Annotated in this window: 27 protein-coding genes; 11 read left to right on the top strand and 16 right to left on the bottom strand. The window is 69.1% G+C overall.

The window, feature by feature from the left end; genetic code table 11:
• The first annotated feature begins 1,154 nt into the window (after positions 1–1,154).
• The 6 genes from AB0B82_RS27310 (at position 1,155) to AB0B82_RS27285 (ending at position 6,525) form a co-directional block, all read left to right on the top strand.
• The gene (locus AB0B82_RS27310) at positions 1,155–2,486 is read left to right on the top strand and encodes a PhoH family protein (protein ID WP_360174411.1); all 1,332 of its coding nucleotides are present in this window, start codon (positions 1,155–1,157) and stop codon (positions 2,484–2,486) included.
• A 205-nt stretch (positions 2,487–2,691) separates the two neighbouring features.
• Entirely contained in the window at positions 2,692–3,393 is a 702-nt protein-coding gene (locus tag AB0B82_RS27305; RefSeq protein ID WP_360174408.1) for a hypothetical protein, read from the top strand.
• A gap of 89 nt (positions 3,394–3,482) precedes the next feature.
• Positions 3,483–4,136: a hypothetical protein gene (locus AB0B82_RS27300; protein WP_360174405.1), complete on the top strand. Its 654-nt coding sequence runs from the start codon at positions 3,483–3,485 to the stop codon at positions 4,134–4,136.
• 79 nt (positions 4,137–4,215) lie between these two features.
• Positions 4,216–5,619: a class II fumarate hydratase gene (locus AB0B82_RS27295; protein ID WP_360174402.1), complete on the top strand. Its 1,404-nt coding sequence runs from the start codon at positions 4,216–4,218 to the stop codon at positions 5,617–5,619.
• Between the two features lie 20 nt (positions 5,620–5,639).
• Complete coding sequence (locus AB0B82_RS27290; protein ID WP_360174399.1) at positions 5,640–6,308, top strand: DUF402 domain-containing protein; 669 nt, start codon at positions 5,640–5,642, stop codon at positions 6,306–6,308.
• 55 nt (positions 6,309–6,363) lie between these two features.
• Positions 6,364–6,525: a hypothetical protein gene (locus AB0B82_RS27285; protein WP_360174396.1), complete on the top strand. Its 162-nt coding sequence runs from the start codon at positions 6,364–6,366 to the stop codon at positions 6,523–6,525.
• Between the two features lie 223 nt (positions 6,526–6,748).
• Here the strand turns inward: AB0B82_RS27285 and AB0B82_RS27280 are convergent, their stop codons facing one another.
• Entirely contained in the window at positions 6,749–7,207 is a 459-nt protein-coding gene (locus AB0B82_RS27280; protein ID WP_360174393.1) for a nitroreductase/quinone reductase family protein, read from the bottom strand.
• A gap of 1,173 nt (positions 7,208–8,380) precedes the next feature.
• Positions 8,381–10,042: a fumarate hydratase gene (locus AB0B82_RS27275; RefSeq protein ID WP_360174390.1), complete on the bottom strand. Its 1,662-nt coding sequence runs from the start codon at positions 10,040–10,042 to the stop codon at positions 8,381–8,383.
• 178 nt (positions 10,043–10,220) lie between these two features.
• Here AB0B82_RS27275 and AB0B82_RS27270 point away from each other — a divergent pair, with 178 nt between their 5' ends.
• Positions 10,221–10,949, top strand: coding sequence for a DUF1707 domain-containing protein (locus AB0B82_RS27270; RefSeq protein ID WP_360174387.1), 729 nt, complete (start codon positions 10,221–10,223; stop codon positions 10,947–10,949).
• On the opposite strand, the gene AB0B82_RS27265 is transcribed toward AB0B82_RS27270, so the two are convergent.
• The 3 genes from AB0B82_RS27265 to AB0B82_RS27255 form a co-directional block, all read right to left on the bottom strand.
• Positions 10,942–11,427, bottom strand: a complete 486-nt coding sequence (locus tag AB0B82_RS27265) for a hypothetical protein (protein WP_360174384.1) — start codon at positions 11,425–11,427, stop codon at positions 10,942–10,944. The genes AB0B82_RS27270 and AB0B82_RS27265 overlap by 8 nt on opposite strands.
• 77 nt (positions 11,428–11,504) lie before the next feature.
• Positions 11,505–12,281: an ATP-binding cassette domain-containing protein gene (locus tag AB0B82_RS27260; RefSeq protein ID WP_360174381.1), complete on the bottom strand. Its 777-nt coding sequence runs from the start codon at positions 12,279–12,281 to the stop codon at positions 11,505–11,507.
• A complete protein-coding gene (locus tag AB0B82_RS27255; RefSeq protein WP_360174378.1) occupies positions 12,269–13,597 on the bottom strand; it encodes a 2-isopropylmalate synthase in 1,329 nt (442 codons plus the stop codon). The genes AB0B82_RS27260 and AB0B82_RS27255 overlap by 13 nt, the downstream gene beginning before the upstream one ends.
• A gap of 197 nt (positions 13,598–13,794) precedes the next feature.
• On the opposite strand from AB0B82_RS27255, the gene AB0B82_RS27250 reads away from it, so the two are divergent.
• On the top strand, positions 13,795–14,463 hold the full coding sequence (locus AB0B82_RS27250; RefSeq protein ID WP_360174375.1) for a FadR/GntR family transcriptional regulator: 669 nt from the start codon (positions 13,795–13,797) through the stop codon (positions 14,461–14,463).
• Between the two features lie 23 nt (positions 14,464–14,486).
• Here AB0B82_RS27250 and AB0B82_RS27245 read toward each other — a convergent pair whose 3' ends face one another.
• From AB0B82_RS27245 to glpX, 3 genes are read right to left on the bottom strand one after another with little or no spacing between them, the layout of a single operon-like run.
• Complete coding sequence (locus AB0B82_RS27245) at positions 14,487–14,963, bottom strand: hypothetical protein (RefSeq protein WP_360174372.1); 477 nt, start codon at positions 14,961–14,963, stop codon at positions 14,487–14,489.
• Between the two features lie 2 nt (positions 14,964–14,965).
• Positions 14,966–15,907, bottom strand: coding sequence for a carbohydrate kinase (locus tag AB0B82_RS27240; protein WP_360174369.1), 942 nt, complete (start codon positions 15,905–15,907; stop codon positions 14,966–14,968).
• Positions 15,904–16,938, bottom strand: a complete 1,035-nt coding sequence (gene glpX / locus AB0B82_RS27235) for a class II fructose-bisphosphatase (RefSeq protein WP_360174366.1) — start codon at positions 16,936–16,938, stop codon at positions 15,904–15,906. The genes AB0B82_RS27240 and glpX overlap by 4 nt, the downstream gene beginning before the upstream one ends.
• 69 nt (positions 16,939–17,007) lie before the next feature.
• Between glpX and AB0B82_RS27230 the strand changes: the two genes are divergently transcribed.
• Both AB0B82_RS27230 and AB0B82_RS27225 read left to right on the top strand, forming a co-directional pair.
• Positions 17,008–17,634 carry a DUF4245 domain-containing protein gene (locus tag AB0B82_RS27230; protein WP_360174363.1) on the top strand — a complete coding sequence of 209 codons (627 nt, stop codon included), beginning with the start codon at positions 17,008–17,010 and terminating at the stop codon, positions 17,632–17,634.
• Between the two features lie 231 nt (positions 17,635–17,865).
• Positions 17,866–18,516 carry an NTP transferase domain-containing protein gene (locus AB0B82_RS27225; RefSeq protein ID WP_360174360.1) on the top strand — a complete coding sequence of 217 codons (651 nt, stop codon included), beginning with the start codon at positions 17,866–17,868 and terminating at the stop codon, positions 18,514–18,516.
• Positions 18,517–19,194: 678 nt separating this feature from the next.
• Here AB0B82_RS27225 and AB0B82_RS27220 read toward each other — a convergent pair.
• Genes AB0B82_RS27220 through xseA form a run of 3 tightly spaced genes read right to left on the bottom strand, consistent with a single transcriptional unit; the run spans position 19,195 to position 21,202 of the window.
• Positions 19,195–19,737: a GNAT family N-acetyltransferase gene (locus tag AB0B82_RS27220; RefSeq protein WP_360174357.1), complete on the bottom strand. Its 543-nt coding sequence runs from the start codon at positions 19,735–19,737 to the stop codon at positions 19,195–19,197.
• 20 nt (positions 19,738–19,757) lie between these two features.
• Positions 19,758–19,952, bottom strand: coding sequence for an exodeoxyribonuclease VII small subunit (locus AB0B82_RS27215; RefSeq protein ID WP_360174441.1), 195 nt, complete (start codon positions 19,950–19,952; stop codon positions 19,758–19,760).
• A 14-nt stretch (positions 19,953–19,966) separates the two neighbouring features.
• A complete protein-coding gene (gene xseA, locus AB0B82_RS27210; RefSeq protein WP_360174354.1) occupies positions 19,967–21,202 on the bottom strand; it encodes an exodeoxyribonuclease VII large subunit in 1,236 nt (411 codons plus the stop codon).
• A gap of 317 nt (positions 21,203–21,519) precedes the next feature.
• Here xseA and AB0B82_RS27205 point away from each other — a divergent pair, with 317 nt between their 5' ends.
• Positions 21,520–22,524, top strand: coding sequence for a 4-hydroxy-3-methylbut-2-enyl diphosphate reductase (locus AB0B82_RS27205; protein WP_360174438.1), 1,005 nt, complete (start codon positions 21,520–21,522; stop codon positions 22,522–22,524).
• Here AB0B82_RS27205 and AB0B82_RS27200 read toward each other — a convergent pair.
• The 5 genes from AB0B82_RS27200 to AB0B82_RS27180 form a co-directional block, all read right to left on the bottom strand.
• Positions 22,517–23,287, bottom strand: a complete 771-nt coding sequence (locus AB0B82_RS27200; protein WP_360174351.1) for a hypothetical protein — start codon at positions 23,285–23,287, stop codon at positions 22,517–22,519. The genes AB0B82_RS27205 and AB0B82_RS27200 overlap by 8 nt on opposite strands.
• Positions 23,288–23,290: 3 nt before the next feature.
• A complete protein-coding gene (locus AB0B82_RS27195) occupies positions 23,291–23,821 on the bottom strand; it encodes a SigE family RNA polymerase sigma factor (RefSeq protein WP_360174348.1) in 531 nt (176 codons plus the stop codon).
• A 90-nt stretch (positions 23,822–23,911) separates the two neighbouring features.
• Positions 23,912–25,033 carry an aromatic ring-hydroxylating dioxygenase subunit alpha gene (locus AB0B82_RS27190; protein WP_360174345.1) on the bottom strand — a complete coding sequence of 374 codons (1,122 nt, stop codon included), beginning with the start codon at positions 25,031–25,033 and terminating at the stop codon, positions 23,912–23,914.
• Positions 25,034–25,040: 7 nt separating this feature from the next.
• Positions 25,041–25,490, bottom strand: a complete 450-nt coding sequence (locus AB0B82_RS27185; RefSeq protein ID WP_360174342.1) for an SRPBCC domain-containing protein — start codon at positions 25,488–25,490, stop codon at positions 25,041–25,043.
• Positions 25,487–25,849, bottom strand: coding sequence for a metalloregulator ArsR/SmtB family transcription factor (locus AB0B82_RS27180; RefSeq protein ID WP_360174339.1), 363 nt, complete (start codon positions 25,847–25,849; stop codon positions 25,487–25,489). The genes AB0B82_RS27185 and AB0B82_RS27180 overlap by 4 nt, the downstream gene beginning before the upstream one ends.
• Positions 25,850–26,133: the final 284 nt, after the last annotated feature.

Genomic DNA, 26,133 nt, shown 5'->3' with positions numbered 1-26,133 from the left:
CGCCGCCGCCGAGACCCGCCACGGCCAGGCCGAGGCCCATCTCGAGCATTCCGGGCGTGTCGGCCATCATCCGGTGGAACTCGTCCGGGATACCGAGCGGCCAGCCGAAGTACCAGGCGACCCTGGTGAACTCGTACGGCACGTTCGCCAGCACCGCGACCACGACTGCCCACCGGCCCCAGCGTCGCGCCGCCTGCGGCTGCTTCCATCGCGGCTGTCTCGTACCGCGGCCGCACGAGACGCACGCGCTGCGGCTCCGCCGGTGGTACGCGATCGCGGTCGCGGCCCACAGCAGGCCGCCGACGAACAGGATGATCAGGTTCACCCGGTGCCAGTACAGGATGTCGCCGACGCCGTCCTGCGGCCCTGGTACGCCGGTGAACGCGAACACCACGAGCAGCGGCGCGAAGGCGACAAGCGCGACGAGCGTGAAGTCCGGTACGACGATCGCGAGACCGACTGCGAGCACCGCGGCGATCGTCTGCGGGACCGACCCGCGCGCCCGCGTCCGCGTCATCACGACCGCGAGTACGGCGCCGCCGAGGCCGAGTGCTGCCATCGCGGGCGCTACGACGTGCACCGGCGTACCTTCGAGAATCGACGCCGTGGCGCGATCGTCAGGTACCTCGGCGAACGGATAACCGGCGCCGCCGAGCGCCCAGTACAGCCCGAGCACGCCGTACCCGAGCGACCAGATCGCGGTGGTGTACCCGGTCCATGTCGGCCAGTTCTTGGTCATGTTCTGAGCGTCGCGCGACACACCGCCGGACCGGATCACCCCGGAGAGTGACGCGGGTCCCCCGGGTGGGGGGCCGCTGTAACGCGGTGTTAACCCCGAGGCCGGGCGTGTCGGGCTGCGCGGTTTGGCGGGTACTTCTACTCTGACAATGACGGTCGGAGGGGAAGCCGGCTGTCCGGGAGGCCCGATCAGAGTGCGAATCTCGTTCCAGCCGGAAGCCCCATGAGGGGCAGAACGGAGTACCCGAGACCCCGGGCGCGTTCCCAGGGCTCGATCTCAACGATTCTCGTCGTTGCGCGTGCGGCACGGCGAACGGGGTCTGCACCGGACCCCGGGGGCAGCACCCGGTCCATCACCTAACCACTGGCGGGCCGGGGCGAGGGTGCACGTCACGGCCTAGAAGAGGACGTGCGACATGGCCATCCACGCCAAGGCGTCAAGTACCTCATCCACACCGGCCCAGCGCACGTTCGTGCTGGACACCTCGGTGCTCCTTTCCGACCCGCACGCCATGCTGCGGTTCGACGAGCACGAGGTCGTCGTACCGGTCGTCGTCGTCACCGAATTGGAGGCCAAACGGCATCACCCGGAACTCGGCTACTTCGCGCGGACCGCGCTCCGCCTGCTCGACGAGCTCCGGATCCTGCACGGACGTCTGGACGCGCCCCTGCCAGTGGGGGAGAAGGGTGGAACTCTCCGGGTCGAACTGAACCACACCGACCCCGAGACGCTGCCGGCCGGCTTCCGGCTCGGCGACAACGACAGCCGCATCCTGGCCGTGGCCTGCAACTTCCAGGCCGAGGGCCGCGACGTCACGCTGGTCTCGAAGGACCTGCCGATGCGGGTGAAGGCCTCGGCGTGCGGTCTGACGGCCGAGGAGTACCGCGCCGAGCTGACCCTGGAGTCCGGCTGGACCGGGATGGCGGAGCTCGAGGTCGGTACGCACGTCGTGGACGACCTGTACGAGAGCGGGACGGTCGAACTCACCGAGGCGGGTGAGTATCCGACGCACACCGGCCTGGTGATGCTGTCCGACCGCGGTAGCGCGCTCGGCCGGGTGATGCCGGACAAGCGGATCCGGTTGGTCCGCGGCGACCGCGAGGCGTTCGGGATCCGCGGCCGGTCCGCCGAGCAGCGGGTCGCACTCGACCTGCTGCTGGACCCCGACATCGGGATCATCTCACTCGGCGGCCGCGCCGGCACCGGCAAGTCCGCGCTCGCGCTGTGCGCCGGCCTGGAGTCGGTGATGGAACGGCGCCAGCACAAGAAGGTCGTCGTCTTCCGGCCGGTGTTCGCGGTCGGCGGCCAGGAGCTGGGCTACCTGCCCGGTACCGAGTCGGAGAAGATGCAGCCGTGGGGCCAGGCGGTGTTCGACACGCTCGGCGCGCTGACCAGCGGTGACGTCATCGACGAGGTGATCGACCGGGGCATGCTCGAGGTGCTGCCGCTGACCCACATCCGTGGCCGGTCGCTGCACGACTCGTTCGTGATCGTCGACGAGGCGCAGTCGCTGGAGCGGAACGTCCTGCTCACGGTGCTGTCGCGGGTCGGCGCGAACTCGCGGGTGGTGCTCACCCACGACGTCGCGCAGCGGGACAACCTGCGGGTTGGCCGGCACGACGGAGTGGTCGCGGTGGTCGAGCAGCTGAAGGGGCACCCGCTGTTCGCCCACGTCACGCTGACCCGCTCGGAGCGGTCGCCGATCGCGGCGCTGGTGACCGAGATGCTTGACGACCTGCAGTTGTGACCGGGGCGGTGCGGCGGGGAAGGTAGTCGGTAAGCAGTATTCGTACCGTTAGGTAATAGCAGTCTGTAAAGCAAAGGTAAGAACGGTGCGGTCGCCACGCGGCGGCCGCACCGTTCGTTCGTGACCTGCTTGTGATCACGCACGGTTTACGCCAGAGTATGTTCTCGTTGCAGCCGACGGGGGTCGGGTTTTCTCGGAAGGACAGATGAAAGCGAAGCGCTCCGTCGCGGTTCTCGCAGTCACCGGAATCGCCGTGGTCTCCGTTGTCGCCGGTATCGACCTCTTCAGCTCACCAGGACGCAGCAATGCGTCGGAGAAGGTGTCCGGGCGCGCCGAGATGGCCGTGCTGAACAGCGGGAAGGCGATTCCGTCCGTCACCTCGCCGTCGGTCAAGCAGAAGACGGCCGCCGAGATCGCCGCCGACGCCGTCCGGATGCGGAACCAGGTCGAGGCGATCGAGCAGCAGCGCATCGCCCTGCAGAACGCGGCCGACAAGAAGTCGAAGGCGAAGAACGCCGCTTTGCTGCGCTATCAGGCACTGCGGGAGGCCTCCCGGGACGCCGCCGAGGAGCGGGCCAGCCGGGACGCCGAGCGCAAGAAGTACGAGGGCACGCCGAAGGAGGTCGCGCGCAAACTGCTGCCCGACCACGGCTGGAGCGAAAGCCAGTTCGGCTGCCTCGAGAAGCTCTGGAACAAGGAGTCCCGCTGGCGCGTCGACGCCGACAACCCGACGTCCTCGGCGTACGGCATCCCGCAGGCGCTGCCCGGCAAGCGAATGGCGGCGTACGGCAAGGACTGGCGGACCAATCCGATCACGCAGATCAAGTGGGGCCTGGACTACATCGAGGCGACGTACGGTTCGCCGTGCAAGGCCTGGAATCACTCGCAGGCCAAGGGCTGGTACTGATTCTGCTGGGCTGCTGAGCGGGCTCTAGAGTCGGGTGCGCGCCGCCGAGCGGCGCGAGTCCGGCAGTAGAGCTGAGTGGCGGTGACGTAGTGGAGATCGCGCGGGCGCGAAGCGAGCGCGGTGAGCTGGTGTTGCGGCGCCGGGACGACGACGGGGCGCTGGAGCTGCGCGTCAACGGCGTGTTCGTGATGGACGATCGGGAGACGTCGAGCGAGGAGTTGCTGGCGTCCGCGGCGCTGTCGGCGGTGGCGCGTCCGGAGCGGGTGCTGGTGGGTGGCCTGGGGCTCGGGTACACGGTGCGGGCGCTGCTCGCCGACGAACGGCTCGGCAAGGTCGTCGTCGCGGAGATCGAGCCTGACCTGGTGCGGTGGATGCGGTCCGGTCTGCTCCCTTCGGTGCTCGATGATCCGCGGGTTGCTGTGGTGGTGGGGGACGTACGTGCTGTACTTGGCGAGCTCCCGGACGCGTCGGTGGATGCGGTGCTGCTGGATGTGGACAACGGGCCGGATTTCCTGGTGTACAACGAGAATTCGGCGATCTACACGTCTGAGTTCCTCAGTGCGTGCCGGGTGAAGCTGCGCGCCGGCGGTGTTCTGACGGTGTGGTCCTCGTCCGCGTCAGCTGCGTTGGAAGGGGCCGTGCGCAACGCCTTCGGTATGTGTCACATCAAGCCCGTGCCGGTCCAGCTGCAGGGACGGGACGAGCTGTACTACGTCTACCAGGGCTCGGCCCCCTCGAGCTGACCGCTCGCGCGGCTGTGGCGTTGTCCACAGGTTGTCGATCGGTGCGTTTCGGCGACGGTGAGCGACGTACTCTGCAGGTATGGGTGATGACGCGGAATTCAGGATCGAGCACGACACGATGGGCGAGGTGAAGGTTCCTCGGGACGCATTGTGGCGGGCTCAGACGCAGCGTGCCGTGGAGAACTTCCCGATCTCCGGCCGGCCGCTGGCGCCTGAGCTCGTGCACGCGCTCGCGCAGATCAAGGCCTCGGCCGCGGTCGTGAACGCCTCGCTCGGCGTGCTGGACGCGGAGCGATCGGCCGCGATCGTGGCGGCCGCGGACCGGGTGGCGGCGGGGGAGTTCGACGGGGAGTTCCCGATCGACGTCTTCCAGACCGGTTCGGGTACGTCGACGAACATGAACGTCAACGAGGTGCTGGCCACGCTGGCGACCCGTGACTCCGGCGCCGACGTGCACCCGAACGACCACGTCAACGCCTCGCAGTCGTCGAACGACACGTTCCCGTCGGCGATCCATGTCGCCGCGACGGCCGGCGTCGTCAACGAGCTGCTGCCGGCGCTCGAGCACCTCGCGGAATCGTTGTCCCGCAAGGGATCCGAGTTCGCCGAGGTGGTGAAGTCCGGGCGCACGCATCTGATGGACGCGACGCCGGTGACGCTGGGCCAGGAGTTCAACGGGTATGCGCAACAGATCCGCCGCGGGGCCGCGCGCGTGCAGGCGACGTTGCCGCGCGTCGCCGAACTGCCGCTGGGCGGTACGGCGGTCGGTACGGGCATCAACACCCCACCCGGTTTCGCGGCAGCGGTCATCGCCGAGCTGAACCGGCGGACCGGGTTGGAGCTCACCGAGGCCGAGGACCACTTCGAGGCACAGGGCGCTCGCGACGGTTTGGTGGAGTTGTCCGGCCAGTTGAAGACGGTCGCGGTCAGTCTCACCAAGATCTGCAACGACCTGCGCTGGATGGGTTCCGGGCCGCGCGCGGGGCTCGGCGAGATCACCCTGCCCGACCTGCAGCCCGGGTCGAGCATCATGCCCGGCAAGGTGAATCCGGTGATCTGCGAGGCGACGTTGATGGTCGCGGCGCAGGTGATCGGCAACGACACCACGATCACCGTGGCCGGTGCCGGCGGCAACTTCGAGCTGAACGTGATGCTGCCGGTGATCGCCCGCAACCTGCTCGAGTCGATCACCCTGCTTGCGAACAGTTCCCGTCTGCTGGCCGACCGCTGCGTCGACGGCATCACGGCGAACGTCGAGCATGCCCGCGCACTGGCCGAGTCGTCACCGTCGATCGTCACCCCGTTGAACCGCTACATCGGGTACGAGAACGCTGCCGCCGTCGCCAAGAGTGCTTTGAAACAAGGCAAAACGATCCGCGAGGTCGTCATCGAGAACGGTCATGTCGAGAAGGGTGATCTCACCGAGGAGCAGCTCGACGCCGCCCTCGACGTACTGTCCATGACCCGCCCGGCGCAGCCATGACGGCGACCGCGACGAGTGGTATGACGCAGTACTGGGAGCCCGGCACGACAATCGAGTGGGTCTACGAAGGCACCGGGCGGCACACCGACAAGCCGAACGTGCGGCCGATGACCGTCGTCCGCGACGACGCCGACGGGCTGGTCGCGTGGCTCGCTCCCGGTACGCCGCTGCTCAAGGCGGTGCTGGTGGACGGACGCGAGCTGCGGCACGCCGGCCCGGTCCAGATGTTCACCGCGGAGCGGGCACTGAAGCTGGACGTCTGGCGGGGCACCGGGATCCTGAAGGCGTCACCGGCCGGCAAGCCGTGGTCGGTCTGGCACTTCTGGGCCGCCGACGGCACGTTCCGCGGGTGGTACGTGAACCTCGAGCGCGAACACGTCCGTGACCGGGAAGCCCGCCGTACCAGCACCGTCGACCATGTCCTCGACCTGTGGATCAACCCCGACCGTTCGATCGAGTGGAAGGACGAGGACGAGCTCGAAGGCGCCGTCAGCGCCGGCCGGTTCACGGCGGCCGAGGCGGAGCGGATCGTCGCCGACGCGCACGACGCGATCCGTGACATCGAGGCGTGGACCGCGCCGTTCTCCGACGGCTGGCAGACCTGGTCCGCCCCGCCCTACTGGCGGCTCCCCGACGCGCCGACGACCCACGAGCCCACCCTCGTCGCCGAGGAGCTGCACGGCGGCTGACAACAGCTGGGTCACGAGCGCTTGCAACTCACGGCCGCGGTCTTAGCTTGGAAGTATGTACACCATCGAGCTGCGAGCCGACGAGCTCCAAATGCTGCGCTCGGCTCTCGGGTGCTATCTCCAAGCCTTCGGCCACAACGAAGCCGACCTGGTCAAGGCCGCCAGGGCCCTACTACTGAAGCTTCCTCAATCCGACCCCAACACCAAAGCCAGCTGACGCCACCCCTCACGGCAGCAAGCCCAGACAGCCTGTCCCCTCGGGTGTCCCGGGGCAGTCTGCATTGCCCGGTCTCCACGAGCAAGTTCGCCGGGCGATCGTCTGGATGAATACCGGGAGGTTTGCTCGCAAGGGCGGTCGGGGGCTCGCCTGCGATCGGTCCCCGAGTCGCCGGCTCGCCCCGGTTGTTCGTCGTCGAGTCCGATCAGTGCGGTCGCTCAGATCAGTCGGCGGTCGGTGCCTGGTCGCGGTCGGGGGTCCGGGTGCGGTTGTGGGTCGGGGTGAGAACGGCGATCGGGATCGTTCGGCGCGCTTTGGTCGCGTACCGGCCGATCCGCGGGTCCTCACGCAGAATGACATCGGTCCACACGGTCGCGCGCTCGTGCCCGGTGAGTTCCCGCGCCTGCATGCTCCTGTGCTCGGAACCGGTCTGTACGTCGCTCGTCCGCGCCGCACGAAGGTTCCGGAACCAGTCCGGGTCCTGCCGCGACCCCGACCCGGTACCCCACACCAACAACCCCTCGTCCGTCTCGAGGTACCGCACACCTGTAGACCGCGGTACGCCGGTCCGCCGCCCGGGCGTGGTGAGCAGCAGGACATGCACATCCTTGCTCCCGCTCGCCAGCCGCCCGTTCAACGTCCGGTACATCCACACCCCGACCCGATTCCCCACCCGAAGCATCCGCCGCCCCATCACAACCACCCCCACCCCGAGCGTCCGCCCCACCCCACCCCACGTCAACCACCCACGGACCGAGCGCCCGGTCCGCTGCCGGGCGGCCTGCGCGGGAGCTGGTCGGCGCACCGCCGACGGGACGGCGGCAAGGTCTGGTGGGGTGGGACAGGTGCTGGTGGGGTGGGACAGGTGGTGGTGGGGTGGTGCGCGGTCTGGTGGGGTGGGACGGGTCGTGGGGGGTGGTGCGCGGTCTGGTGGGGTGGGACGGGTCGTGGTGGGGTGGCGCGCGGTCTGGTGGGGTGGGACAAGGTGCGGTGGGCTTGAACAATAAATAACCGGTGCTCACGCACCGGTTCCTGTTCAAACCTCCGACGAGTTCCACCTGCCCGCGCGTGTCGCTTCGCGGTGCGCCGGCTGTGCCGCCGCGAGGTGACCGGACGGGGCTGTGGTGTCGCCGCGGGGTCACGGATGTGCCGGCTGAGTCGCCGCGGGTGACCGGATGTGGCGGTGGGTCGCCTGGTGGCGGGTTGTATCACCGATGGCGTTCAACAGCAGGTCAGCGGTGACACAAGCCGCCAGTACGACGGCGCAGGCTCAACCGGGTGAGATGGGCGGGGTGGCAGCGGGCGGATAGTGGTGAGCAGCCGCGGCGCGCTCGCATCGCTCGCGGCCGGGCACCGCCAGGGTCGGTTCGCCAGGGTCGGTTCACCAGGGTCGGTTTGCCGCGGTTGGTCTGCGACGGTCGGTTCGCCAGGGGCGGATGCCACCAGGTGCGGCCGTCTGGGGGAGTCGGCGGTCGGGGACCTTCGCCGGGAAATGGTGGGGTTGAACAGGAAATAACGTGTTCACACGCACCAGTTCCTGTTCAAACCCCCGACGAATTCCGCCTGTCCGCGTGTGTTGCTTCGTGGTGCGTCGGCCGTGTCGTCGCGAGGTGACCGGATGTGGCTCTGGGGTCGCACTGGCGGGATTTGTCACCGCTGGCGTTCAACAGCAGGTCAGCGGTGACACAAGCCGCCAGTGCGACGGTGCGGCGGTGGCCGCTCGCTCGGCGGTGCGGCGGTGGCCGCTCGCTCGGCGGTGCGGCGGCGGCGCTCGCCCGGCGGTGCAGCGGTGGCCGCTCGCCTGGCGGTGCGGGTCGGCGGTGCGGGTCGGTGGGTGGGCCGGGTGGTCGCAGGATCAGCTACGGGGGCGGACGGTGAGGGGGACTGGCTTCTTGGTGTCGGTGAAGAAGTCGTTGCCTTTGTCGTCGACGACGATGAAGGCGGGGAAGTCTTCGACCTGGATCTTCCAGATGGCTTCCATGCCCAGTTCGGGGTACTCGATCACCTCGACCGACTTGATGCAGTCCTGGGCGAGGCGGGCCGCGGGGCCGCCGATCGAGCCGAGGTAGAACCCGCCGTGTTCCTTGCAGGCCGCCGTCACTTTCGCGGAGCGGTTGCCCTTGGCAAGCATCACGAAGGAGCCACCGGCCGCCTGGAACTGGTCGACGTACGCGTCCATCCGGCCGGCCGTGGTCGGCCCGAAGGAGCCGGACGCGTAGCCTTCGGGAGTTTTCGCCGGTCCGGCGTAGTACACGGCGTGGTCGCGCAGGTACGACGGCATCGGTTCGCCGGCGTCGAGTCGTTCCTTGATTTTGGCGTGGGCGATGTCGCGCGCCACCACCAGCGGACCGGTCAGCGACAGCCGCGTCTTGACCGGCAGCTTGGACAGCTCGGCGCGGATCTCGTCCATCGGCCGGTTCAGGTCGATGCGAACCACCTCGGAGTCGTCGAGGTGCTCCTCGGTGGTGTCAGGCAGGAACCGGGCCGGCTCGCGCTCGAGCTGCTCGAGGAACACGCCCTCCGGGGTGATCTTCGCCAGCGCCTGGCGGTCCGCCGAGCAGGACACCGCGATCGCGACCGGGCAGGACGCGCCGTGCCGCGGCAGGCGGATCACGCGGACGTCGTGGCAGAAGTACTTGCCGCCGAACTGCGCGCCGATCCCGAACTGCTGCGTCAGCTTGAAGACCTCCTCCTCCAGCTCCACGTCCCGGAACCCGTGCCCGACCGGCGAGCCGCTGGTGGGCAGGGTGTCGAGGTAGTGCGCGGAGGCGTACTTCGCGGTCTTCAGCGCGTACTCGGCCGACGTACCGCCGACCACGACGGCGAGGTGGTACGGCGGACAGGCCGCGGTACCGAGCGACCGGATCTTCTCGTCGAGGAACTCCATCATCCGCGCCGGGTTCAGGACCGCCTTGGTCTCCTGGTACAGGAACGACTTGTTCGCGGAGCCGCCGCCCTTGGCCATGAACAGGAACTTGTACGCCGGGTCGCCGTACGACGGAGTGGAGTACAGCTCGATCTGTGCCGGAAGGTTGGTGCCGGTGTTCTTCTCGTCCCACATGGTCAGCGGCGCCATCTGCGAGTAGCGCAGGTTCAGGTTGGTGTACGCGTCGTACACGCCGCGGCTGATCCACTCCTCGTCGACCGCGCCGGTGAGGACGCCTTCGGACTTCTTGCCCATCACGATCGCGGTGCCGGTGTCCTGGCACATCGGAAGGACGCCGCCGGCGGAGATGTTCGCGTTCTTCAGCAGGTCGAGGGCGACGAAGCGGTCGTTCCCGGAGGCCTCCGGGTCGTCGATGATGCGTCGCAGCTGTGCCAGGTGCGCGGTGCGCAGGTAGTGCGAGATGTCGTGCATCGCCTCGGCGGTCAGGGCCTGCAGCACCTCGGGCTGCACCTGCAGGAACGTCCGATCGCCCGCGGTGAACGTGCTGACACCTTCCGTCGTCAGCAGCCGGTACTCCGTCTCGTCGGCACCCAACGGCAACAGGTCGGAGTAGTTGAAGTCGGCAGACACCGGGCATACCTCCACACAGACTGGACTGGACGCCCAAAGCCTAGTTCTCGACCCGCGACCCGGCGACGCGACCTCCGTCTCACTCCAGCGCGCGGCGGCCAGGTCAGGGACGGGGTCAGGGGGAAACCGGGGGACAAACCTGGGGGCAGCGAGCCGGTCGCGCGCGTATGGTTCTGGCGTGGCTCAGGATGAACTTCCTCAGGAGAACCGACCGCAGGATGTCGTGCCGGCGCAGTCCGGTGATCGGGACAGGGTGCCCGCGCAGCCCGAGGATCCGGCGCTGCGGCGGCGGGTGTCCGATCTGGAGCGGGAGGAGGTCGCCGACATCCTGCGCGACGCCGCGGGCGAGGGCCGGCTGACCTACACCGAGCTCGAGGACCGGCTCGAGACGTTGTACGCCTCCAAGACGTACGGCGAACTCGTCGAGCTCACCGCCGACCTGCCGAACGGCCCGCGGGCGCCGCACACCCAGCAGGACGTTCCGGCCGCGCCGCAGTACGCCGGCGGTGCGCTCGTCCAGGCCGGACCGGTGATCAACGTGTTCCTGTCCGACCAGAAGCGGACCGGGAACTGGCTGGTCCCGCAGCGCCAGGAGGTGCACGCGGTGCTCGGCGACGTCACGCTCGACTACACCGAGGCGCAGATCCCGTACGACGAGATCTACATCGACGTGAAGTCGATCCTCGCCGACGTGAAGATCCGCGTACCGCAGAATGCGATCGTCCTGCTGGACAGCAACCCGATCCTCGGCTCGATCTCCGAACAGGAGGCCGGCCTCAAGGCGGTACCGGACCCGAACTCACCGTCCGCGGCGCCGAAGCGGTTCCACATCCGCGGTACGGCGATCCTGGGCGAGGTCAAGATCAAACGCGGCCCGCGCCTGAGCAAACGCCTCGGCCTCAGCTGACCGGATCCCGGTACTCGTCCAGCAGTTCGCCCAGCCACACGCGGAACGCCGACAGATCGTTCACATGGTGCTGTGTCAGCACCAGGTTTTTCGCCCAGACGTGCTTGGGGTGAATCGGCAGTTGCCGGATCCACCCAGGCCCGGACACGAAGCCGATCCCCCCGATCTCACTCCACGCCATGAACCTCCGTCGCCCCAGGTGCAATCCCCTGCGGTCGACGACGAGAGCCGGCCGCTGCGTCACCAGTTGCCAGACGATCATGGCCGCGGCGCCGACGTACACAGCGATCAACAGGTAGGCGACGTACCGCCAGTTGCCGTCGTCGAGCATGCCCGGCACTCGGCTGCCGGTGAAAGCCGCGAACGCGAGCACCAGCCCCACCGGGAACTGCAGGAACGCCCAGCGCCGCAACGGAAACTCGACCCGCCCGTTCCGCTGCCACTCCACCATCCAGGCCTCGGGCAGCCGCTCACCCATAACAGCCATCGCACGCCCCCGCCCCTCACAGCCCACCCCCGGAGCGAGTTCCACTGTAACCGGCAGGACTCCGGCGGTCAGCGTCGTTGGGCGGTGGCGGTCCAGCGGTCGTGGTGGCGGGTGACCTGAATCGGGTGGTTGAAGGTTCGGGTGATGTGGGCGGTGGTGAGGACGTCGTCGACCGGGCCAGCGGCCAGTACCTTGCCGTCGCGGAGAAGGGCGGCGTGGGTCGTGCACGTCGGGAGTTCTTCGAGGTGATGGGTGACCAGGACCCAGGCCAGGTGCGGGTGGCTGAGGTGGATCTGGTCGAGGGTTTCGAGGAGCTGCTCACGGGCCGCCACGTCCAGGCCGGTCGACGGCTCGTCCAGGAGCAGCAGTTGCGGGTCCGAGATGAGCGCGCGGGCGATCAGCGCGCGGCCGCGCTCGCCCTGGGACAGCGTGGTCCAGAGCGACTTGGCCAGCGCGCCGATCCCCAGCAGATCGATCAACTCCAGCGCCCGGGCTTCCTGCGCGGGCGTCGGCTCCCAGCGCGGCATCCGCTCGATCGTTCCGGTCAGACCGGTGAGTACGACGTCCCGGATGCTCAGCGACGATCGCAGCGGATGTCGCGGGTTCACGTGGCCGATCGATTCGCGCAAGGTGCGGATGTCGACCGTACCGAGGCGGCGTCCGAGAATCTCGACCGTACCGCGGGTCGGATGCGTGACCGCACCGCACAACCCGAGCAGCGTGCTCTTGCCCGCGCCGTTCGGCCCGAGCAGCGCCCAGCGCTCACCTTCACCCGCGGTCAGCGACACCCCGGACAGCAAGGGCTTGCCGTCCCGGACGAAGTCGACGTCCTTCAGTTCGAGCACCCGTAAACCTCCTCGTACAACGCCTTCAACTCTTCCGGACTCGCTTCGCGCCCGGTCGCGTCCGTACGTCGCTGTACGTGCCGCGCGAACTCCCGCTCCTGCTCCGGCGTCAATCCGATGCCGTACACAGACTCCAGCACGTGCGCGATCCCGCCCTTGCCGGACTGGCTGTTCACCCGGACCACCGCCTCGTACCCGCGCCCGACATCGGCCGGATCGATCGGCAGGTAGGGCACTTCCCAAGCACCCGGTCCCTGAATGGCGAACCCTTTCCGGATCGCGTCCTGATGCGTGCCGGAGAAGGCCGTGTACACCAGTTCGCCGACGTACGGGTGCCGCGGATGGATCGGCATCCGGGTGCAGTGCTCCACCACCGACCGGACTCCGTCGATGTCGGAGAAGTCGATCATCGGGTCGACGCCCTGCGCGTGCAGGTTCAGCGCCAGCGTGGCGATGTCGACGTTCCCGGTGCGTTCACCGTTGCCGAAGATGCACCCTTCGACCCGCTGCGCCCCGGCCAGTACGGCGAGTTCGGCGCAGGCGATGCCCGTACCGCGGTCGTTGTGCGGATGCACCGACAGGATCACGCCGTCGCGGCGGGGAAGATTCTGGTGCATGTACTCGATCTGGTCGGCGTACACGTTCGGGGTGGCGACCTCGACCGTCGCGGGCAGGTTCAGGATCACCGGCCGCTCCGGCGTCGCGTCCCACTGCTTGGTGAGCTGATCGGCCAGCTCGAGGACGAAGTCCGGCTCGGTCAGGTTGTACACCTCGGGCGAGAACTGGAACCGCACCGAGTCGCCGGCCAGCCGGAGGATCTGCTCGGACCCGGCGTAGATCATCGACGCCAGCTCGGCACGCGTTTTCCGCAGTACGACGTCACGCCACACCGGCGCGGTCGCGGCGTACATGTGGACGACGACGTCACCGCGGATCCCGGCGACCGACTCGACCGTGCGGGCGATCAGGTCCGGGCGGGCCGGGGTGAACACGACGATCGTCACGTCGTCGGGAACCAGGTCGGACTCGGCGAGCAGCCGGACGAAGTCGAAGTCGGTCTGCGACGCGGACGGGTACCCGACCTCGATCTCTTTGTAGCCGATGGCAACCATCAGCTCGAAGAAGCGGCGCTTGCGCTCGGGATCCATCGGCTCGGCCAACGCCTGGTTGCCATCGCGGAGGTCGACCGGCACCCACAGCGGAGCGGTGGTGATCCGGTTGTCCGGCCAGGTGCGGGCGACCGGCGCCACCGGCACGCGGGCGAACACGTCGCGGTAGCGGTGGCTGGGCATGGGGGAGGGCTGCTGACGATTCATGATCAGGTGGTCCTTCACAGGAGAGGCGAGGACCGGCGGACGACCGCACTCCACGGAGGGAGCGCCGGTCGATCAGCTCCCGCCGTGGCGGCCGAGAAGCAGGCCGAGGGGGCGGAGGACCGGGAGCGTGCGCATGGGCAGCACCGTATCAACTCCTCAGACAAGCTGACAACCTGAGTACCTCTACAATGCTGCGCATGATTCGTCGTCACCCGCTCGCGGAGCAGGCAGCCGAGGAACTGCTGCGCCGGATCGGCGACGGCGAATGGGCGCTCGGCGCGAAGCTCCCGGGCGAGACCACGCTGGCCGCGCAACTCGGCGTCGGCCGGTCCACGATCCGTGAGGCGGTCCGCGAGCTGGCGGGCCGCCGGGTGCTGGAGAGCCGCCAGGGCGCGGGCGTGTTCGTGATCGCGCTGCAGCCCGCCGAGGACTGGGACAAGGTGCTGCGGAAGGCCGACATCACCGACGTCCTCGAGGGCAGGCTCGCGATCGAGACCGAAGGCGCCCGGCTGGCGGCGCTGCGCCGCACGCCGGCCGACCTGAAGAACTTCCGGTACACGCTCGCGGACCGAAAGCGCGCGGCTGCGAACGCGCCCGACGACTGGTACATCGAGGCCGATCTCGCGTTCCACCGCGCGGTCGTCACGGCGGCGCACAACGCCGTACTGACCGAGTTGTTCGACACGTTCGTGCCGCGGATCCGCCGGGCCATGATCGACATGTTGAAACTCGACGAGGAGTACCGGCACCGCCACGACCAGGCCGCGCACGAGGCGATCGCCGATGCTATTCGCGCCAAGGATCCTGAGCTCGCCGCGGGCCGCGCCCGCGAACACCTCAGCGCCGTGCGCAGCTCGGTCAGCTGAGTGCCCTCGGTCAGCTGAGAGCCTCAGTCAGTTGAATGCCGAGCGTGCAGTGAGCGCAGCCAGGGCGTGAGGGCGTCCAGGTCCTCGACGTGGTCCTGCGGGATCGTGATCGGCCGCGTCCGGCGATCCGCCGGGTGCACCTGCACCGTACGGGCCAGCGGCCAGCCGGCCGGGTCGTCGATCCGCGTGATGCTCGACCAGCGCAGGTTGCGGCCGCGGGTGATGCCCTCGGCGTCCACCCGGATCAGCGGGCGACTCGTGATCAGCTGCCACGCCGTCCAGGCGGTGCCGTACACGAACGCCGCGAGGGCGGTCAGCCGCAGTACACCGAGGGTGTCCGTGATGCCGTCCGCACGCAGATGGTCGATGTTGGTCAGCAGCGACAGCACCATCGGCAGACCGAATCCGATCAGCCGCACCGTCAGCCGGCCGCGTCGCGGCCGGAAGTCGACGCGGCCGGTGGACTCCAGTTCACGGGTCCACGCCTCGGCCGCGGACACGCTCAAGAACCCCACTGGGCGGCGTGCTCGTCCGCGGTCGGCGGGTCGGCCCCCTGGCGGGTACACGTGATCGCCGCGGCCTTCACCGCGTAGTCCACAACATCGCGCAGGTCGTCGCCGGTCAGGCCCGCGAGCCGCGTTTCGCCGAGCAGCCCACGCTGCTCGAGACCGGCGATCAGCGCCGACATGAACGAGTCGCCGGCGCCGACGGTGTCCACAACCTCGATCGTCGGCGCTGCCACCTCGACCTGCGTTTCCCGCGAGACCCCGAGCGCGCCCTCGCCGCCGCGCGTGATCACCACGCACTGCGTCCGCTCGGCGGTCAGCAGCTCCTTTGCGATCTCCACCGGCAACAGGCCCGGGCAGAGAAACTCGCAGTCCTCGTCGCTCAGCTTCACCAGGTCGCTCAACGCCGCGAGCTCACGGACTGCGGCCCACGTGGACACAGGATCGGGCGTGATGCTCGGCCGCGCGTTGGGATCCAGCGTCACGGTGACCGGCTGATCGGCGATCGACTCCAGGAACGCGCGGATCGCCGATGCGCCGGGCTCGAGCACGGTGGCGATCGATCCGGTGTGGACGGCCGGGCAGCCGCGCGACAGCGACAGCGCGGGCGGTTCCCAGGTGATGTCGAACTGGTACGTCGCCACGCCCGCCGCGTTCAGCGACGCGGTCGCCGTACTCGTCCGGAAGTGCGGGTCGACCGATCCCGGCGCGAGCTGGACGCCGTTCCCGAACAGGTGCGCGCCGAGCTGGTCGCCGTACGGATCCGTGCCGAAGCGCGTCACCAGCTCGGTCGGTACGCCGAGACGCGCCAGGCCGACCGCGACGTTCGCGGGCGAACCGCCCGGTGTCGCGTTGGCCTTGCCGTTCCCGTTGCGCGGTTTCGCGGGTGCCACGATGTCGACGAGCGCCTCGCCGATCACCAGCAGCGGAGCGGTCATCGGGCGTGCTCGAAATCGATGGTGGAGTAGGCGCGCAGCTTCTCCAGCTGGTGAACACTCTCGATGCTGCGGATCGTGCCGCTGCGCGAGCGCATGACGAGCGAGTGGGTCCGTGCGGTCGAGCGGCCGTACCGGACGCCGCGGAGCAGTTCGCCGTCGGTGATCCCGGTAGCCACGAAGAAGCAGTCGTCGCCGCTGACCAGGTCGTCGGTGTCGAGCACCCGGTCGAGGTCGTGCCCGGCGTCGAGCGCGCGCTGCCGCTCGGCGTCGTCCTGCGGCCAGAGCTTGCCCTGGATCTTCCCGCCGAGGCACTTCATCGCACAGGCGGCGATGATGCCCTCCGGCGTACCGCCGATCCCGAGCAGCATGTCCAGGCCGGTGTCCGGCCGGGCCGCCTCGACCGCGCCGGCCACATCGCCGTCGGAGATGAACTTGATCCGCGCACCGGTGGCGCGGATCTCGGCCGCCAGCTGCTCGTGCCGCGGACGGTCCAGCAGGACGACCGTGACGTCGTCCACCGTGCTGCCCTTTGCTTTCGCGACGCGGCGGATGTTCTCCGCGACCGGCAGCCGGATGTCGACCACCTCGGCCGCCTCGGGACCGACCACGAGCTTCTCCATGTAGAACACCGCGGACGGGTCGTACATCGAGTTGCGCGGCGCGACCGCCATCACCGCGATGCCGTTGGCCATGCCCTTCGACACCAGCGTCGTACCGTCGACCGGGTCGACCGCCACGTCGCACTCGGGTCCCTCGCCGGAGCCGACCCGCTCGCCGTTGTACAGCATCGGGGCGTTGTCCTTCTCGCCCTCGCCGATCACCACGACGCCGTTCATACCGACCGTGCCGATGAGCGTACGCATCGCATTCACCGCCGCGCCGTCCGCGCCGTTCTTGTCGCCGCGGCCGACCCAGCGACCCGCCGCCATCGCGGCCGCCTCGGTGACGCGGACCAGTTCCAGGGCGAGGTTGCGGTCGGGCGCGTGCGCCTCGACCTCCAGGTGGGCCGGCGGCATGGTCGGGTCACTCATGTCAACGGATCGTAGCCAACGCCGCCGACCGGTGTTCGGCCGGATTGCGCGTCGCGAGACACTGTGGGCATGAGTTCCACAGGTCCGGGCGCGTCCGACGAGGCTGCGGCGCAGGAGAAGGCGCGGGAGAAAGCGCAGCTCCTGGCCGAGGCGAATGAGTACCGGCAGGCGTACCGGCGGGACAAGCGCAAGTCGCAGACCGTCGGCAACATGGTGTTCGCGCTGGTGATCTGCCTGGCCGTGGTTGCGTTCCTGATGACGGTCACCTGGCGGCCGAAGCAGGAGGAGAAGCCCAAGGCGGTCGAGTACACGGCTCAGTTGGAGGACGCGCGCAAGGTCGCCTCCTGGGTGCGCGGCCCCGAACCGATGCCGGCCGGGTGGGTCGCGACCAGCGTGCAATTCCGCAGTCCCGAACAGGCCCCGATGACCTGGCATCTCGGCGTGGTGACCAACGAGAAGAAGTACGTCGGTCTCGAGCAGTCCAATGTCACCGGCGGGAAATTCGTCCGTGACAAGCTCGGTCAGACGACGGACGACGGAACGGCGACGGTCGACGGCGTGACCTGGCAACGGAAGGTCCTGCTCGACCGGAAGGGCGAGAACGCCTTGATCCTGGTAGGTTCCGGCGTGACCACGATCGTGGCCGGAAATGCGGGGTATCCGGCGCTGGAATCGTTCGCATCAGTGTTGCGGTGAGGTTTGTCCGTTTGTCCTGACGTGTTGCCGGGTTGCGCTGGGATGTACTGGGGTTTGTGCTTGGGGGTGCGTCGGGGTGCCCATTTTCCGGGCAATTCGGACCACTTTCCGGACGGTCGTTGACACACGCGGCCGGCGGGCGGTTCGATCGAGGCGGCTGACGTACGCTCGGGGACCAGCAGAAAGGCCGCCACATGGTCGTGCCGTCCCCGGCGAGGAGTTGACCCGCCGATGTTCGTCACGGGGCTCGTGCTCGGCGCCGACAGTTCGCCGCACCTCGGCGCCGCCTGGCAGTTGCAGGACCACGGCGGCGTACCGTTGCTGGGCGCCGCTGTCGACAGCGCGCGGGCGTGTGGGTTCGACCAGTTGGTCGTGACGCTCGGCAGTGCGGCCGCGCAGATCCGCGAATGCGTCGATTTCTCCCGCGTTCGGGTGGTCGAGTCTCCGCATGCCGACACGGGTAGCGCCTCGATCGTCCCGGCCCTGGACGCCGTCGATCGGCGAGCGGACGGCCTCGTCGTCCTGGCCGGTGACCAGCCCGGCGTCACCTCCGCCACCGTATGGTCGCTCGTCGCCGAGTCCGCGACGCTGATCGGCGTGTGCCGGTACGAGGACGGCGAGAGTTATCCGTGCTGGTTCAGCCGCGAACTGTTCGGCGAACTCCGCCGCCTGCGCACCGACGCCGACCTGTGGGACCTGATCCGCTCCGGCACCCACCGCGTCACCAAAGTCGATGCCATCGGCAACATTCCAGCACGCGCTGCGACGTGGTCGACGTACCACCAGCCCCTCGGCACCTCCGCCGTACCCCAGGAACTCCCACCCGACCACCCCCTTCCCCTCCCCAACCACCCCCGCCCCCGCCGCCGCACCCCCAACTGACCGCTCACACGCCGATTCGCCCCGCGCGGCCTCCGTTCGCTGCCGCCGCCCCGCCGAGAAGCACCGGCCACCATCGCTCACGCCGACCAAGGTCGCGGACGCCCACCACTCACTAACCTCTGCTTGCTCCTCCCGACCACGCTCGCGGACGCCGTGTTCAGCGGCTCCGGCGCGGGTTGGTGAGTGCTGCAGGTCCGCCACCACCCCCGACGACCAAACCGCACCACCCCACGGCACCACCCCACGGCACCACCCCACGGCACCACCCCACGGCACCACCCCACGGCATCACCGCCGCCGACCAGACCACCGCCCGGCTGATCCGCGGCACGGCATACGAGTGGATGACCGCGCGCATTGAGGGTTCTTCGTCGGTATGAGAGCAGAGAGCCCCTAACTGGCGGGGTTATCCGTTCGTATGAGGTTGGCTGCGCCGGTTGGCGTGCCGGGCTGGAGTCGGGGGTTTGAACAGGTTGTGGTGGGTGTGGAGTGGTTATTGCTTGTTCAAGGTCCCCGGATGGGGTGCACGGTCCCGGAGGGGTGTGCGAGGTCCCGGGATGGGCCATGGCGTAGGAGCCACGCGGCAGAACCGTGCTCAGTGGTCGGTCGAGTCGGGTGCTCAGGTCCAGCCCCGGCCACGGGCGTGGTCCACCACGGCGCCGGTGGAGGAGGCGCGGGTTACAGGGGGGCGGTGAGGCGGAGTTCGGGGAGGTTGTTGAGGGAGGAGTGGGTTCGGTCGGCCGTTTCGGTGAAGCCGTAGGTGGTGTAGAAGCGGCGGGCTCGGGTGTTTGCTTCGAGGACCCAGAGCGATACGGCGGTGCAGCCCACCGCACGGAGGTCGTCGCAGGCGGCGTCGGTGAGGGCGCGGCCGGCGCCGGTTCCCCAGTGGGCGGGGTGTACGTAGAGCGCGTACAGTTCGCCGGTGTTCGGTGGGGCGGTGGGATCGCGCTCGGGGCCGACTCCGGCGTACCCGATCACCTGCTCGTCGCGGACCGCGACGTGCAGCCTCGAGCGGCCGGCGGCGATGCTGTCCGCCCAGGAGGAGGCGATCGCGGCCGGGTCCATCCCGTCGAGGAAGTCCTGCGGTACGAGCCCGGTGAACGCGGCGCGCCAGCTCGCCACCCGCGCCTCGGCCGCGCCGAGCAGATCGCCGAGCAGATCGCTAGGCACATCACCGGGCACATCACCGGCCAGATCACCGGCCAGATCACCGGCCAGCACCGCGCGCACCGTGAGCGCGGTCAGTTGGTCTTCTCCTGGTGGGCTTCCTGCGCCTTGTTGAGGCGCTCCCGGGCGCCGTCGAGCCAGCGTTGGCAGGTGGCGGCCAGTTCTTCGCCGCGTTCCCACAGGGCCAGGGACTCTTCGAGGCTGGTGCCGCCGGCCTCGAGTTTGCGGACGACCTCGACGAGTTCCTCGCGGGCCTGTTCGTACGTCATCTCGGGTCGATCGCTCACTTCGTCTCCTCCTGCGAATCGCCGGCCTGCGCATCCTGGACCTCGACCGTGAACCGGCCGTCACTGACCCGCGCCTGCAACAGGTCGCCGGGCGCCACCTGCGCCACTTCCCGTACGGCGGTGCCGTCGGCGAGCTGGAGTACGGAGTATCCGCGCTCGAGCGTCGCCTTCGGGGACAGTGCCCGCACACTCGCCAACCGGTGCGCGATGTCGTCGCTCGCGCGGTCGAGCCGATGAGTGAGGGTACGGCGGCTGCGCTCGAGCAGGGCGGTGATCTCGTCGGACCGCCGCTGCAGGTCGGAGACGGGCGCCGCGAGCGCGGGGCGGGAGCGGATCGCCGCCAGCGCGTGCGCCTCACGATCCAGCCAGGACCGGATGGCGCGCAGACCGCGCTCGCGCAGCAGCCTGACGCCGTCCAGCTCCTCGCGGACGTCGGGCACGATCCGCTTCGCCGCGTCGGTCGGGGTCGACGCCCGCAGGTCCGCGACCAGGTCGAGCAGCGGCGAGTCCGGCTCGTGGCCGATCGCGCTCACCACCGGCGTCGCGGTCTTGGACACCGCGCGGATCAGGCCCTCGTCCGAGAACGGCAGCAGGTCCTCCAGCGATCCGCCGCCGCGGGCGATCACGATCACCTCGACCGATTCGTCGGCGTCGAGCTTGCGCAGCGCGGTCATCACCTCGGCGGCCGCGGACGGCCCCTGCACCGACGCGTACTCGATCCGGAACGCGACCGCCGGCCAGCGGCGCTTCGCGTTCTCGAGGACGTCGCGTTCGGCCGCGGAATCGCGACCGCAGATCAAGCCGATCGTGTGCGGAAGGAACGGGAGCTTGCGCTTGCGGTACGGCTCGAAAAGCCCTTCGGCGGCGAGCAATTGCTTCAGCCGCTCGATCCGGGCCAGCAGTTCGCCGATGCCGACGTGCCGGATCTCGCTGACCGCGAGCGCGAGCGTGCCGCGCCGGGCGAAGAAGTTCGGCTTGGCGTGCACGAGCACCCGCGAACCGTCGTGCACCTGGACGGCCTCGAACACCCGCCGGTTGCAGGTGAACCGCAGTGAGATGTCGGCATCGGTGTCGCGCAGTGTCCCGAACACGGTCGTCGTACCGCGTCCGATCGAGACGTCGGTCAGCTGCCCCTCGACCCACACGGCACCGAGCTGGTTGATCCAGCTCGCTATCCCGTTCGCGATCGTCCGGACGGCCGCAGGCGCTTCCGGCGAGGTCTCCAATGCCACTCCCAGACCCTACGACTCCGCGCCGACATTCCCGCCATCGACATTCGCGGGGACGTCCACGAGCGCATTCCCAAGCCCGAGCAGCTGGGCACATTTCAGCGGGGATCACAGCGGACCGGGGGAAAATGCTTTGCCAGCAAGGCTTTTTCCGGGGATTCTTGACTTGCTGGTAACACCTCCCACGGTGGAGCCGTCCGGACAGGGCGGACGGCTCCCCGACGCGCGGCGTCGTGACGCTGTTCACAGGCGCGAGCGCGGCTGCGTACACCGCGGCCCGTACCATTGGGACCGTGACTGTCCAGCCTGAGAACACGTCTATGCCGACCGCGACGAGGACCAAGCGGGTGCTGCTCGCTGCTCCCCGTGGGTACTGCGCGGGCGTGGACCGGGCGGTGGTGGCAGTCGAGAAGGCCCTCGACCTGTACGGGCCGCCGGTGTACGTGCGCAAGGAGATCGTGCACAACAAGTACGTCGTGCAGACGCTGCAGAAGCGCGGCGCGATCTTCGTCGACGAGACCGCCGAGGTGCCCGAGGGCGAGACAGTGATCTTCTCCGCGCACGGTGTCGCCCCGGTGGTGCACGAGGAGGCGGCCGCGCGACAGTTGAAGACGATCGACGCGACCTGCCCGCTGGTCACCAAGGTGCACCACGAGGCGAAGCGGTTCGCCGCGACCGACTACGACATCCTGCTGATCGGTCACGAGGGCCACGAGGAGGTCATCGGCACCTCCGGTGAGGCCCCCGATCACGTGCACCTGGTCGACGGCCCGGACGACGTACCGAACGTGGTCGTTCGCGACCCGGAGAAGGTTGTCTGGCTGTCCCAGACCACCCTGTCCGTGGACGAGACGATGGAGACGGTACGCCGTCTGCGCGAGCGGTTCCCGCACCTGCAGGACCCGCCGAGTGACGACATCTGCTACGCGACCCAGAACCGCCAGGCCGCGGTCAAGAAGCTGGCGCCTGAGGCCGACCTGATGATCGTGGTCGGCTCCCGCAACTCGTCGAACTCGGTGCGCCTGGTCGAGGTCGCGATCGAGCACGGCGCGAAGGCCGGGTACCTGGTCGACTTCGCCGACGAGATCGACGAGGCCTGGCTGGACGGGGTCGACTCGGTCGGGGTGAGCAGCGGCGCGAGCGTGCCGGAGGTGCTGGTCCGCGACGTCCTGCGCTGGCTGGCCGAGCGCGGGTACGCCGACGTCCAGGAGGTGACGACCGCGGAGGAGAGCCTGACGTTCGCCCTGCCCCGCGATCTGCGCACCGACCTGAAGGCGGCCGGCCTGCCCACCACCGGCACCTCCGACCACGCCTGGACTATTTGACCGTCACCTTCACGGTCTTGGTGTTGCTCCACTTGCTGTTCTTACCGGCGCAGTACCGCAGCTCGAAGCGGATCGTGTAAGTACCCGGCTTGGTGTAGGTGTACGGCTCGGACGCCGTGTACGTCTGGTGACCGCTCCTGCGCGTCGTACCCGAGCAGTTCACGGCTCCGGGGTCCGAGCCGCCCTGCTGACCGTCGCCCCAGACGATGGTCGTGCCCATGGACAAATCGGCGAACGACGTGTCGGCGGACAGATTCCTGCCGTCCTCGGCGACCGGTACGACGACGGTGCCCGAGACCGTCACTCGCAGCGACACCGTGCGACCGGTCACGGTCGGCTTGAGCATGATGTCGACCGTGACCGGGCGCTCCGGCGGCGGTGTGTTCGTCTTGGGCGTGTTCGTCGTGCCACTCGGCTTGTCGGGTGACCCCGTCGTACCCACGGTGGTGGTCGAGTTCACCGGGTCGGTCTTCGGCGTCGTTGTCGAAGGAGTGCTGGTCTGCGTGCTCGTCGGTGGTGCGGTGATGACGGTCGACGGCGCGCTCGGGCTGTTCGTCACCGGCGGCGTACTGCTGATGTCGGTCAAGTTGCCCGCGGCAACGGCGATACCGGCCACCGCGGCCACGGCCAGCGTCGTCACGCCGGCGGTGCGGCGCCGGCGCGCCGTCCGGACCCGGGCGAACACGGCCTCGCTCGGCCGGGCGCCGGGTGGTGGCGCGTCGGCGACCAGTCGCTCGAACTGCTGCTTCAGATCGTCGGTCATGGTTCAGCCCTCCTTCTGGGCCGGAACGGACGGGGCGGCGGTGACCGCCGCCACCAGGTGGTGCTCACGGAGTTTGGCCAGGCCGCGGGACACGTTCGACTTCACGGTGCCGACCGAGCAGCCCATGATCTGGGCGATCTCGGCCTCCGGCAGGTCCTCGAAGTACCGCAGGACCAGCGTCGCGCGGGTCCGGCGGGGGAGCGTGGCGAGTGCCCGCAGCAACAAGTCACGGTCGTCGACCGACTTGTAGGCCTCGGGTGCCGGTGCTTCCGGCAACTCCCCGGTGGGGGTCTCGCCGCGCCACTTCCGGCGCCACCACTGGGTGCTGGTGTTCACCATCACGGTCCGGGTGTAGCTCTCCAGCGCGGCGCTGCTGCGTAACGAGTTCCGGTGGAACCACACCTTGGTGAGTGCGGTCTGCACCAGGTCCTCGGCCAGATGCCACTCGCCGGTCAGCAAGTAGCCGAACCGCTGCAACGCGGTGAACCGCCCGTCCACGAACTCGGCGAATTCGTGGTCGCGTGCCGGATCCATCCCAACCCCTATCTCGGACAACCTGGTCAGCCTGAAGATGGCTTGGCCCGCTGGAAAGGTTGAGCGGATCCGATGGATGATCTCAGCAGGTCACGCGGGGCCGGTCAGCGCCTTCCCCAGATAGCCGCGCGCGAGCATCGTCACCCACTGGTAAACGGCGTCCTCCGCGGGCGCGAGCGGCCCGGGACGGAAATGCGGGGACTCGGCGCCGCGCTGGACCGACTCGCAGGCGGCCCAGTCCTCGCGGTTCGTGATGTCCCAGAACTCCACGGCGTACGACGGATCCGTGACCTCGGGCCGGAAGTACCAGGAGCACTCGACGCTGGTCAGACCCGGTGTGCGCGGTTCGAGACGGTGTGTCATCACGTAGTCGGGATGCAGTGAGATCAGCAGGTTGGGGAACAGGCCGAGGTAGTTGACCTGGCGCGGGTTCACGCCCTCGATCGGCAGCCCGAGAGAGCGACCGTCGAGCGACATTGTGGCGGCGTCCGGGCGCAGGTCCATCAGCCCGCCGACCCACGTGCCGGGCAGGTTCCAGTTGTCACCGGACGTCGGCGGCGACACCTTGCACAGTTCGGGATGGATCAGCGGGCAGTGGTAACACTCGTGATAGTTCTCCACGATCGTCTTCCAGTTCGCCGCCACGTCGTACGTGTGCCGCGACTTCAGGGCAAGACGCTCCGGCGCGTACGGCGCGACGAGGTCGGTGATCCCGCCGAGATGGTCGGCGAACGCGGTCGCCGTACCGGTCGCGTTCACGAACAGCCAGCCGTGCCACACCTCGGCCGGCAGCTCGACCAGGCCGTACGGCGTCGTGTCGAACGCATCGCCCATCCGCGGCGCGGTCCGGACGGAACCGTCGAGTTCGTAGGCCCAGCCGTGGTACGGGCACACCACCGCGCGGCGATCACTCGACTCGTCGCGCTGGAGCAGTTCGTGGCCGCGATGCCGGCAGGTGTTCGCGAAGGCCCGGGGTACGTCGCCGAACGTGAGCACGGTGGCAATGTCGCCGACGGTCACTTGGCGTTGCGTCGTACCGGCGGCGAGTTCGTCGACGCGGCCGAGACAGGTCCAGGTGCCGGCGAAGAAGTGCCGGCGTTCCCAGGCGAGCACCTCCGGTTCGACGTACGCCGCCCTCGGCAGCATCACCGATTCGCCGTGCGGCCGCAGTGCGGCGTCGAGGGCGCGGACGTCGAGTGGAGGGTTCGCCATCCTCCAACTATCGAGCGTGCTCGACGAACTTGCCCAGCACGTAGTCCCAGCCCGTGTCGTAGTTGCGGCGGGCCCGGGCGCCGTCGCCGCGGCGCTCCCAGCCGGAGTGCACCAGGCGGACCTCGGTGCCCTCGTCGCAGGCGGTGAAGGTGACCGTCACCTCGCCGGCCTCGGACGGGTCGCCGCCCGGGTGCCAACTGAAGCTCAGTGAGTTTGGCGGCGACCACGCCGAAAGCGTCCCCCAGGTGGCGATGTCCCCGTCGGCGCCGTACTCGACGATCCGGCCGCCGACGGCGCCTTCCAGCCGGACGCCGGTCGCGGCCGCCTCGCCGACCGAGTGACTGAACAGCGGCCACCACGCCGACGTCTCCGCGGTGAACGCCGCGAAGGCACGGTCGACGCCGACCGGTACGACGACGGTCTTCACCAGCGGTGAGAGTTCTTGTTCCACAGTCATTTCCGCTCCTCATCGGTCTGCTGCCCGTCCGGCGCGGCAGCCCGCCGGACGTGCTCGGCGTACGCCTGCAACGTGTCGTCCCAGAACTGGTCGAGCCAGCGGCGCAGCTCGTCGAGACCGGACTGATGGACTCGGTAGATGTTCCGGGTCCCGCGCGCTTCGTGCCGCACCAGCCCGACCGCGCCGAGCACCTTCAGGTGCTGCGAGATCGCGGGCCGGCTGACGGGCACGCGCTCGGCCAGTACGCCGACCGAGCACGGCCCGCCGGTGCGCAGCGTCTCGAGGATCACCCGGCGCGTCGGGTCGCCCAGTGCATCCAGCACCGGTCCGGCAGCTTCGAGAGATCCGTAAGTCCCCACGAACGGTAAGTTGCCACTAACCAACAGAGGAGTCAATCCCACCACCGTGGTGAGATGGCTGCGGCGTGGGCGCTGGGGAGAAGGACGGCCGGTCGTGGAGTGCGCGGGCGACGTGGTGCGGTACGGCGGGGTGCGGTAGTACGGCGCTGCCGTGGAAGCACCCTGCCGTGTGCCCGAAGGTGGGTTCACCCACCGTGTTGTGGGTTCCGAGAACCTGTTTCGCCAACGCCAGCAGGCCCAGTACGTCGTTCGGACGGGTGGCGTCGAGGTCCTCCGAAGCGATC

The sequence above is a fragment of the Kribbella sp. NPDC048915 genome (assembly GCF_040649595.1).
Classification (GTDB): domain Bacteria; phylum Actinomycetota; class Actinomycetes; order Propionibacteriales; family Kribbellaceae; genus Kribbella.
The sequence above is the reverse complement of the archived record's forward strand: the minus strand, read 5'-3'. Positions and strand labels throughout refer to the sequence as shown.